General features: G+C 40.6%; 8 protein-coding genes. 7 read left to right on the top strand and 1 reads right to left on the bottom strand.

Translation table 11 applies throughout. The annotated features are described in order from the left end of the window. The first annotated feature begins 16 nt into the window (after positions 1-16). Together ACN1CD_RS20650 and ACN1CD_RS20645 are read left to right on the top strand one after the other, a co-directional pair. Positions 17-1,450 (top strand): RagB/SusD family nutrient uptake outer membrane protein, encoded by a 1,434-nt coding sequence (locus tag ACN1CD_RS20650; protein ID WP_419132307.1) that lies wholly within the window; start codon positions 17-19, stop codon positions 1,448-1,450. A 110-nt stretch (positions 1,451-1,560) separates the two neighbouring features. Further along, complete coding sequence (locus ACN1CD_RS20645) at positions 1,561-1,698, top strand: hypothetical protein (RefSeq protein WP_419132306.1); 138 nt, start codon at positions 1,561-1,563, stop codon at positions 1,696-1,698. A 14-nt stretch (positions 1,699-1,712) separates the two neighbouring features. On the opposite strand, the gene ACN1CD_RS20640 is transcribed toward ACN1CD_RS20645, so the two are convergent. Further along, on the bottom strand, positions 1,713-2,294 hold the full coding sequence (locus ACN1CD_RS20640) for a hypothetical protein (RefSeq protein ID WP_419132305.1): 582 nt from the start codon (positions 2,292-2,294) through the stop codon (positions 1,713-1,715). Positions 2,295-2,667: 373 nt separating this feature from the next. On the opposite strand from ACN1CD_RS20640, the gene ACN1CD_RS20635 reads away from it, so the two are divergent. The 5 genes from ACN1CD_RS20635 to ACN1CD_RS20615 all read left to right on the top strand — a co-directional run bounded on the left by ACN1CD_RS20635 (position 2,668) and on the right by ACN1CD_RS20615 (position 11,055). Further along, entirely contained in the window at positions 2,668-3,225 is a 558-nt protein-coding gene (locus tag ACN1CD_RS20635) for an RNA polymerase sigma factor (RefSeq protein WP_419132304.1), read from the top strand. Between the two features lie 68 nt (positions 3,226-3,293). Beyond that, positions 3,294-4,238 carry a FecR family protein gene (locus tag ACN1CD_RS20630; protein ID WP_419132303.1) on the top strand — a complete coding sequence of 315 codons (945 nt, stop codon included), beginning with the start codon at positions 3,294-3,296 and terminating at the stop codon, positions 4,236-4,238. A 181-nt stretch (positions 4,239-4,419) separates the two neighbouring features. Beyond that, the gene (locus ACN1CD_RS20625) at positions 4,420-7,668 is read left to right on the top strand and encodes a SusC/RagA family TonB-linked outer membrane protein (RefSeq protein WP_419132302.1); all 3,249 of its coding nucleotides are present in this window, start codon (positions 4,420-4,422) and stop codon (positions 7,666-7,668) included. Between the two features lie 10 nt (positions 7,669-7,678). Beyond that, positions 7,679-9,199, top strand: coding sequence for a RagB/SusD family nutrient uptake outer membrane protein (locus ACN1CD_RS20620; RefSeq protein ID WP_419132301.1), 1,521 nt, complete (start codon positions 7,679-7,681; stop codon positions 9,197-9,199). Continuing rightward, the gene (locus ACN1CD_RS20615; protein WP_419132300.1) at positions 9,193-11,055 is read left to right on the top strand and encodes an alkaline phosphatase; all 1,863 of its coding nucleotides are present in this window, start codon (positions 9,193-9,195) and stop codon (positions 11,053-11,055) included. The genes ACN1CD_RS20620 and ACN1CD_RS20615 overlap by 7 nt, the downstream gene beginning before the upstream one ends. Positions 11,056-11,255: the final 200 nt, after the last annotated feature.

Raw genomic sequence — 11,255 nt, 5'->3', positions numbered from 1 at the left:
TTAACACAGAAAAATCATGAAAACTAAAAACATCATTATATGCGGTATCTCTATGCTGATTTTAAGCGTGGCGACTACTTCTTGTAAAAAATCTTTTGTCGAGTTAACACCGAAAGGCATTATTCCGGTAAATACCTTTTATAATACCGAGATTGATATCCGCTCTGCGTTAACGGGTGCATACAGCAGTCTTCGCCCGATTTATAACGAACAATATGGCTTTGGAGAACTTCCTTCGGATAATAGCCAAACTTACGGGGAAAGCGAAGTATTGTATGGCGAGCAGGATAAACTAACCTGGACACCGGCTTCTACCAATCTGCAAAGCGCATGGGGAAGATTTTATGCTACCATTGCTTACGCCAATATCGTACTTGATCATGTAAATACGCCACCTATGAGCGCTGCAAACCGCAATGGCTATATTGGCCAGGCCAAGTTTTTAAGGGCATTAATGTATTTTAACCTGGTGCGGATGTTTGGTGGTGTACCATTGGTATTGAATGAAATTACCTCTGAAGCACAAGCCTATACTTACAACAGGGAAACTGCTACTGCCGTTTATGCCCAAATAGAAAAGGACTTAACGGAAGCTGCCGCTGTTTTGCCGGCTAGCTATACCGGAACAGATATTGGCCGTGCAACAAGTATTGCCGCCAATGCACTTTTAGGTAAGGTGTATATGTTCCAGAATAAATTTCAGCAGGCAGAAAGTATCCTGGCAACCGTATCTGCAACGGCTGGCACTTTGTTGCCTTACGATCAGGTTTTTGGCTTAGGAAGGGATAACAACAGAGACATTATTTTTGCTGTTCAATATTTAGGAGGTGGCTTTGGTGAAGGCAATACCTTTGCCCGGAGTTTCGTGCCGCAGCCCTCTGGTACCACCATTACAGCGGTGACTGGAAATAGCAATAATAGTGGTACTCTAGATCTTTTCGGTTCTTTTGAAACTGGAGATAACCGTTTAAATACAGCCATTGGCGTTTACCGCTCCGGTACTTTAGTGTATTATTATGCCAAGAAGTTTATTTATCAAAGTGTTGCTGCCAATAGCGAAGGAGACAACGATTGGCCAGTGCTTCGTTATGCCGATATCGTATTGTTATATGCTGAAGCTTTAAACGAAAATGGTAAAACTGATCAGGCGTTAACACAGTTGAATTTAATCAGAACCCGCTCTAACCTCGATGCAAAATCTGGTTTATCTCAGGCTGATGCCAGAACAACCATTCGCCATGAAAGACGCATTGAGCTTTGTTTTGAAGGTGAAAGATGGTTTGACCTGATTAGATGGGGAAATTTTGTACAGGTAATGCAGGCGCATAAAACCAATTTTGTTCCAGCCAATGGGTTAATTGGAAATGTAACGCCTAACCTGGCTTTGTATCCAATTCCAACCCGTGAGATTCAGCTTAACCCAAGGCTAACGCAGAATCCGGGTTACTAGTGAAAAGAGGTGAGAGGGAAAATGGAAGATGGGGAAGGGAAAATAGGAAACGGAAAATGGGGGATGGGAGATGTGGAATGGAAACGAACAACGATCAACGTTAAATAAGAATGGAAGATGGGGAAGGGGAAATGGAAGATGTGGAATGGAAAACCATCAACGAACAACCACCAACGAATGACGAAAAACGATCAACCATCACCAAAACCAAAAAATCCGGTATCGACGAGATACCGGATTTTTTTTAGCTATTCCGTAATAATTAACGAATGTCGCTTTTTACTTTATTAGCCGTTCTTTGACCAGGAAGATAAATCTGGAAACCAAATGAAAGGTTTAAGTTGTTTTGTGTTGTAGCAGAACCAAATCCAACTAAGCCGTTGTATTTTAATAAGGTTTCTAAACCAATATTTGGCGTAATGAAATAAGCAAAACCAGGACCAACACTTAAGTTAAGGCCGTTTGTGTTACCACCACCTCTACTTACGTTAACACCACCAATACCAACAGTTGCTTCTGCAAAGAAACGTCCGTGGTTTAACACTTCAACATCTTTTCCAGCATAATAGCGACCTAATGCACCTACACCATAACTGGTTGTAGTTGGTGCATTTTTAGTTGTTTGTAAACCAAAGTTCACATAGCCACCCAATGCTACATTGTCTTGAATAAACCAGGCTGCCTTAGGCGTAATGTCTACACTGAAGATTTTAGGATCGTCTAACCCAAGGTTGATATTGGTTAAGTTTCCACCCACTAATACATTACCTTTTTGGATTTGTGCTTTCGCAGCACCCATAAATAACGCTACTGAAAATAAGCTTGAGATAAAAATTTTTTTCATGATAAATGATTTAAATTGTAAAGTATACTAACCGATATAATTATCGATTTTAAAGCCAACATTTTTATCGAAATAATGTTTTGTCTTGTTTTAATTGTTATTGATTATCAGTTATTTATATTTGAAGTTTTTTTCAATTAAATGCGCTTATTCCTGCACGCTATAAAATCTGCCTCTATTGTTTAGGTCATGTTAACTAAATGTCGGTCTGTTGTCTTTCTGGAAAAACAACCTGTAGCGAAACATTGGGAAGGAAAAAAAATAGATAGGAATCAAGAGTAGTTTCCATCATGAATCATGATAGGAGACTTTAAGATTTGTTAATACTGAGAGAATATTGAGGCGCTAGCTTTGCCGCAGCAAACCAACAGCATTGAGCGAAATATTAATTGCTTCCTTAAAAAACGACGATCCCTTCGCAATGGAGCAAATATTCAATGCGCACTGGGAAAAGGTGTTCGATTCGGCTTTTAAAAAACTTGGTGACGAGGCAATCGCACAAGACATCACACAAGAAATTTTCATCTCGTTATGGGAAAAACGAAAAAAGCTTGAAGTAACGGGCGATCTTTCCGGGTATTTATATGGGGCAGTAAAACACCGCATAGTGGATTATTATAGATCTAATGCGGTTAAAGATATTCATCGTTCCGAATTCGCCATCCTGATGAATCAAAAACGGATGAATACCGCAGATGAAAATCTAATTCTTCAGGATACTGCTCAGGAAGTGGAAGCGGCCATGCAGCGTTTGCCTGAGCGCATGCGTCTGGTAATTTCTATGAGCAGAGAACAGGATAAAACGGTTAAAGAAATTGCCGGAGAATTAAATGTTTCTGTGCAAACGGTTAAAAACCAAATTACGGCAGCCATGAAATTACTCCGCGAAAACCTTTCCTATATCCTCATTTTAGCACTTTTGTGTTGTTAACTTAAACTTAATGTACTGGTAACATCCTTCGTTAGTACCGTTTCTTTTTTGAAACGACATGTATACAAATGAGCGAAGAAGAAGCGAAACAGCTGCTGGAAAAATATGCGAATGGGCAGGTAAGCCCTGAAGAGCGTAATGTAATCGAAAACTGGTATGCAAATCTGGATGCTAGTCGGAAAACAATTCCGTTGGTAAGAAAGGTAGCCATCGGCGAAGCGATGTTACAGCACATTCAACAGGCTATTGCAGATCAACCCTCCAAAAAATCTTATTTTATTACCCATTGGATAAAAATTGCTGCGGCCATAATTCTGGTAGCTTCTGTTACGTTTTCTCTATGGAAATTAAATGATCAGCAGAAAAGCCCTGCTACACAAATTACCGCATCAACCAAGGCTGGCGAACGGAAAAAAATTGTGTTGAGCGATGGCTCGGAAATTACTTTAGCGCCTTTGGCTAAAATTAGTTATCCTGCAAAGTTTGATTCCCGCTCTCGTGAAATTTCGATGATTGAAGGCGAAGCTTTTTTCTCAATTGCCCATGAAGAAAAAAGAACCTTCCAGGTAAAGTTGCCATCTCATTTAAAAGTAATCGTTTTAGGAACTTCATTTCTTATCCGTGCCTACCGTGCAAATCCTCACGTAGAAGTTGCCGTTTCAACGGGTAAGGTAGCTATTCAAAATAAATCTATCCTGCTGGGTACGCTGGTGAAAAATGAAAAACTACAATTTAATAAAGCAACGGGAAAATCTATCCTGAAGGTTGTTCAGCAAACACGTGCGGTAAAAATTGAATTCGCAGGTGCTACCCTGCAACAGGTGATCCAGCGGATGGAGTATACCTACAACATTAAAATATTGCTTAGCGATAAATCATTCGCCGACTTGAAAACGACCGCAACATTTAACAGTGATCAGCGACCGGAAGAAATTCTTGACCTGATTTGCAGTCTTCATCATTTGAGGTTCGATTCAGATCAAAACCACCAAACATTTAAAATATACAAATAATGAATAACCAGATCAATCCATTTTCTGTACCCGGCAATTAAGAATACACTACAATTTTAATTCATACAAGCAAATCAAACAAATGAAAACTACCTCACCCAAGAGGACCTTATCTCTTTATCGGATCATGAAATATTCATGCTTAACATTTTCAATTCTCTGCATTTTCTGCAGTTCACTTTTGGCATCGCCCGGCATGGCCCAGCGATTGGAAAAAAGTAAGGTTAATATTAAAATAAGCAAAGGCCGTAAACTCAGCGAAATTGTTCGTGAAATTGAAAGCATTTCTGGTTTAAGTTTTGTTTACAATCCAGATCTCTTACAAAGTACCAATACGCAGTTGAGTGGCAATTTTCAAATGGAACCAGTACGTTCACTATTGGATAAACTAGGTCTTCGCGTAGAGGAAAAAGGCAATTATGTTATTTTAAATAATGCAACCTTTAATAAACCCGATCGGATTGTGACGGGGGTGGTAAAAGATTCTACTGGTATGGTTTTGCCTGGCGTATCAGTAAAGGTACTCGGCACCCAAAGTGGTACAACTACTGATGCAAACGGCATATACCGGATAGAAGTTGGGGCACAAACCGTGCTTTCCTTCTCCATGATTGGTTACCGAACCAAAGAAGTGACAGTTGGCGACAATCAATCTATTAATGTGACCCTAAGCGAAGAAAGATCCATGTTGGCTGATGTAGTGGTGGTGGGTTATGGTACGCAGAAAAAGGAAACATTAACAGGTGCGGTAAGCCTGGTTTCACTCGATAAACTTTCTTCCAGATCGGTAAACAGTGTGGGCGAAGTGCTGGCGGGGAAATCGCCCGGCGTGATTGTAACCAACGAAGGTGGCGATCCAACTTCAACACCCCGGATTAACATCAGGGGTGCAGGCGGAATCAATGGCGAAAGTGTGCTTTATGTAATTGATGGTTCTATTTTTCTGGGAACGCCACAACTTAATCCGAACGATATCGAATCCATTTCGGTGCTAAAAGATGCATCAGCTGCTATTTATGGTGCACGTGCATCTGGCGGTGTGGTTTTAATCACCACTAAAAAAGGGAAAAAAGGTAAAATGCAGATTAGTTTCGATGCCAAGGTTGGACAACAAAGCGCCTGGAAAAAACTCGAAACATTAAATGCAGAACAACGGGCGCAAGTGGCTGCAACTGCTGCCAAAAACGGCGGAACAACCATTTTACCAGCCTTTGATCTTACCAAATATCCTGATGGACAAACCACCAGAACCAATTGGATGGATGAGGTATTCAGAGATGCATTGCTTCAGGATTATAGTGCGGCGATTAATGGCGGTGGCGAAAAATCTAATTTCTACCTCAGTTTCAACTACCGCGATGCGGAAGGGATAGTATTGAACACCAAAAGCAAGCGTTATAATTTCAGAATTAATTCGGAGCATGAGCTTACACCATGGTTAAAGGTTGGTGAAAACTTATCGTACAGCAGTACGAATGGAAATGGTGCAAATACCAGTAATGATTATACAGGCGCACTACTTTCTGCTGTTTATTACCCAAGAAATGGTACGCCGTACAATGCGGATGGCAGTTTTGCAGGTTTACCTGGCGGACAATATGCCGGTGATTACGGTGATATTATTAACCCTGTTGCCGAATTGAAACGGATTGACATCAATAATCCTGTGAATGTTTTGGTGGTTAATCCTTATGCTACCTTGCAGCTGGCGAAGGGATTGAGCTTTCGTTCTAACCTGAGCATCACCAAATCAGATTCGCAATTTAAAAGCTTTACTCCAAAACGTCCGGAAGTTGGAAAACCTGTGCTGAGCAACAGTTTGGTAGAAAGAGCAGATGCTTCTACAGATATCTTGGCTGAACAGGTGTTAACTTATAAAACAACCATTGGCGTTCACCAACTTGATTTTACTGGTGGTTATACATTCCAGAAAACGAAAAGTAATGGTTTATACACCTCTGGTGCAGGTTTCGATGATGAGTCTGATCAATATCGGTATTTAACAAATGCCACCATTATTCAGCCTTCTACCAGTTATTTTGATGCGAAAGCCATTTCATCAGTATTCTTAAGGGCAAATTATAATTACAAAGAAAAATACCTTTTATCATTTATTGGCCGACGCGATGGATCATCCATGCTAACCAAAGAAAACAGATTTAGAAACTATGGTTCTGTTTCTGCGGGTTGGGCAATTAATAAAGAAGAATTCTTAAAATCGGCCAATTGGTTAAATGAACTGAAATTGAGAGGTAGTTATGGAATCCTGGGTAACCTGGGCAGTTTGTCTGCCTCTGCTGTAAATCCATTGTTAGCCGCCACACAAAGTTACTTCGGGCAAACGCCAACCTTACAAAATGGTTATGTTCAAACCATTTTGGCCAATAAAAATTTAACCTGGGCAGAAAGTAAACAAACCAATATTGGTTTAGATGTAACGGTGCTTGATCGTTTGAGTTTAGTGGCTGATTATTTTATTAAGGAAACCGATAAAATGATCTTGACCAGATCACTTCCGGGTACGGCAGGATTAAGTTCTCAAACCATTAATGCGGGTTTAGTGAAAGATAAGGGAATAGAATTAGGCCTAACCTATAACAGTGCAAAAAGCACGGCTTTTACCTATTCGGTGAATGCAACGCTTACCAAACTGAACAATAAGGTAGAAGAATTGGCTCCTGGTTTAAGCAACATCGCAGTTGGCACAAACTTTAGAAATGAGCTGGCGCCATTGTCGATTACGGTAGGCCAGCCCTTGTATAGTTATTATGTTTTAAAAACAGATGGCATTTTTCAAAGCCAGGCCGAAGCTGATAATTATAAAAATGCAGCCGGAAATAAAATCCAACCCAATGCAAAAGCAGGAGATTTCAAGTTTGCAGACCTTAACGGTGATGGATCAATCGATTCAAAAGACCGTTATTTTGCCGGAAGTGCCTATCCAGATTTTTCTTATGGATTGAGTTTTAACGCCAGTTATAAAAACTTCGACTTCAACATTTTTGCACAAGGCGTTCAGGGAAATAAACTCTTCAATGCGGTAAAAAGAACTACGTATAGTGCCAGCGGACCATCATATAATAAGCTTGTTGGTATTTTAGATGCATGGTCGCCGGAAAATCCAGGCGGAAAAGTACCGATCATTTCTACTAGCGATAACAATGGAAACTTTAATGCTTCAGATTTCTACATCGAAGATGGTTCTTATCTGCGCATTCGCAATGTAACGTTGGGTTATAGTTTGCCAAAATCGCTGACCAGCAAACTTAAGACTGGTGCGGTAAGGGTTTATGCAACTGCCAACAACTTATTTACCATTACTGACTATTCTGGTTTTGATCCGGAAATTGGGATGGATAACAATGGCCTTGACGTAGGTCGTTACCCACAAGCGAGGAGTTTCATCTTCGGTTTAAGCGTTAACCTTTAATCTACCACTCATGAAAACGAATATAAAATACCTGGCGCTATTTGCCATTACAGTCTTTGCATCATGCACCAAACAGCTTGATATTACACCAGAAGGATCTCCATCGGCACAAAATTTCTGGAAAACAAAAGAAGATGCCATCAAAGCCGAAGCGGGAATGTATGAGAATTATAACTCAGAAGATTTTTACGGACGTGGAATGTTCTGGTTTATTAATGCCAGCGATGATATGGTTACCGGGAGAAATAAACCGGAAGGCGATAACATCAAGAACTTTAACAGGAGTTACATAGGCGGTGGTTATACCGAATCGCAATGGAGCCTGCGTTATGCGATTATCAAACGAGCAAACGACATTATTGCTAACGTACCTGCCATTATGATGGATGATAATTTAAAGAAGCAGATTATTGGTGATGCTTATTTTAATGCTGCCTTAGTGTATTTTCAACTGGCTGCAAATTATGGAAATGATAAGGCAGGTGTACCCATTGTTACGCCAGATGCTGATGCCGCCGTTGCTATACCAAGGGCAAAGAATGTAACCGAAAATTACGATTATATTATTTCTTTATTTTTGAAAGCTGCGGATAATTTGCCGAACTTTTCTGCAATGAAAGCAGCTGATTTTGGTAAGGCACATAAAACTGCTGCCTGGGCCTATTTATCTAAAGTTTACCTGTTTAAAAAGGATTATGCAAATGCAGCCAAATATGCCGATCTGGTGATCGCTTCAGGTCAGCATGATTTATTACCCAACTTTGGCGATGTATTTAAGGCATCTAATAACTGGTCTAAAGAATATATCTGGTCTGTGGTGTGTACGCCTAATGGCGGCGGAACAGGTTGGGGGAGCAAATTACCTGGCGTAATGTTAACCAATAAAGCATGGGGAATTTACAATGGCTGGGGTTATTATTTGCCAACTAAGGAGCTCTATGATTCTTTTGAAGCGGGTGATCAGCGCCGCGAGGTGACCATTTTAAAACCTGGTGATAAATTTATGTTTTTTGGTGCTGAACGAACTTTTACTAAAGATGCAGGTGCTACTTCGAATTTTCAGTTTAAGAAATATATGGAGCCGTTTACTTATGCCAATCCAATTCCTACTCATGTTAATCCGAACGGAGATAATGGCACTACAGATTTAAACGTGCCACTGATGCGTTTCGCTGAAGTGCTTTTAATTAAGGCAGAAGCCGCAATTAATGTAAGTGGTGCAGGTGCTGGTGATGCAGAGTTGAACAGAATCAGGGTAAGGGCAGGTTTGGCCACAAAAATCGGAATGACCATTGCCGATCTGAAACGCGAGCGTCGCAATGAGTTGGCGGGTGAGTTTGCAGATCGTCATCGTGATTTGGTAAGGTGGGGAGATGCGCAGGCAACTTATGCTAAACCACTACACGATTTTGATGGTACGGTGATCTGGCCGGCGAGAACCTTTAATCCACAGGTGCATGATGTTTGGGCTGTACCACAAAGAGAAATAGATAATAGTTCTGGCGTAATTAAACAAAATGCAGGATGGTAAAAGGAACTAAATTTATTTGGTTATTATTTTTTGCTTTCGGTATTCATTCAGTTTCTGCACAGCAGAAACTGAATGCCAGTAATGGCCATAGTCATAACGACTATAAACAACAAATTCCATTACTGGAGGCTTATTATGCCGGGCTTGGTGCTATCGAAGCTGATGTTTTCTACCGCAATGGCGAATTGTTTGTAGCGCACGACAGCACCGAAATTAAACCAACTAGAACGCTAAAGAAGATTTACATTGACCCGCTTGTGGCTTTTTTCAAGGAGAATGGAAACAAGCCTTATCCCAATGCCGGGCAAAAGTTGCAATTGGTAATTGATATTAAGGAAGATTATAAAAATGTTCTGGCAACCTTATTGAAACAGCTTAAGGGCATAGAACCTGTTTTTGATCAGGCGAAAAACCCTGCAGCAATTAAAATCGTGGTAAGCGGTAATGTTCCTCCTGTTGATGAGTTTCAGAATTATCCGCAGATGATTTTCTTTGATGGCCGGCCTGGAAAAAATTACAATGGCGAGCAGTTGAAGCATATCGGCATGATCAGTGATGATCTTTCTCATTATTCGGTGTGGAATGGAAAGGGTACACCAACTCCGCCTGATTTGGAAAAAATGAAAGCCGTAATTGCATCGGCACATCAAATGGGCAAACCATTTCGTTTTTGGGCGACGAAAGATAGTCCGAATAGTTGGAAAGAGCTTGAGCAAATGGGAGTAGATTGGATCGGAACCGACCGCCCGAAAGCTTTAAGTGAGTTCTATCAAAACAGGGATAAACTAGAGTACGTAAATACCAAACGATATGAGCCTTACCAGCCAACCTATAAAAGTGATGGTTCGTTAAAAAAGGTAAAAAATGTAATCCTCTTAATTGGAGATGGAATGGGATTGGCTCAAATTCAGGCAGGCCTGAGTGCAAATTTCGGTCAGTTGAATATGGTGAATATTAAACATATCGGCTTTTCCCGCACCGAAGCTTCAAATTCTGATTTTACAGATTCGGCGGCTGGTGCTACGGCAATGGCAACAGGGCAGAAAACCAATAACCGTTACATTAGTGTGGGGGTTGATGGCAAATCTCTACCGTCCATTCCTGAAATTTTAGCACCACTTGGCATTAAAAGTGGTATCATTACCAGTGGCGATATTACGGATGCTACCCCTGCTGCATTTTATGCCCATCAGATCGAAAGAACGATGTCGCAGGAAATTGCAGCCGATTTTCAAAACAGCACGGTTGAGGTGCTTGTTGGCTCAAGGCGCAAAAGTTTCACTGAAAATAAAAATGCTGGTTTGATGCCACAACTGAAAAGTAAAGGTTATCAACTTCAGCATAACCTGAAAGAATTTGAATCTGCAACTTCCGGTAAGCAACTGGTGTTGCTGGAAGATTCGGTAACCAGAAGTATTTTGAAGGGGAGGGGTGAAATGCTTAAAAAATCGCTGTTGAAGAGTATTGAAATATTAGCTAAAAATAAAAAAGGCTTCTTCATTATGGCCGAAGGTGCACAAATCGATCATGGCGGACATGCGAATGATTTGCCTTATGCCGTTACCGAACTTCATGATTTTGACCGGTTGGTTGGTGAGGCTTTGCGATTTGCAGATGAGGATGGAGAAACCCTGGTTATTGTGACTGCAGATCATGAAACTGGCGGACTTTCATTGCTCGATGCTTCTTACAAAAAAGGTACTGTTCGTGGAAACTTCAGCACAGATGATCATACCAATATTATGGTTCCTGTTTTTGCTTATGGGCCTGGTTCGCAAAGTTTTATAGGGGTTTACCCAAATACGGATATTTTTAAAAGGATCTTAGAGGCTTTTGGTATTTCTAAAACTAAATAAAATTAAGTCTTCTATCGCCGATCGCTAGGTGCGAAAAATGCTTTTTTCTGTGCCCTTTCCCTCCCGGGGAAAGGGGTAAGATCCTGAATCAAGTTCACTGTTGTCCGGTTAAAGTTTAAACGATCCATTAAATCCTTTAAATCAAGCTAAAAAAGCTGTTTTTATCTCATTTTTAAAAGGTAAGCCCATTGTTTTATAGG

Source organism: Pedobacter sp. N23S346 (assembly GCF_048515415.1).
In the GTDB taxonomy this organism is placed as follows: domain Bacteria; phylum Bacteroidota; class Bacteroidia; order Sphingobacteriales; family Sphingobacteriaceae; genus Pedobacter.
This window is presented reverse-complemented; position numbering and strand designations above follow the sequence as displayed.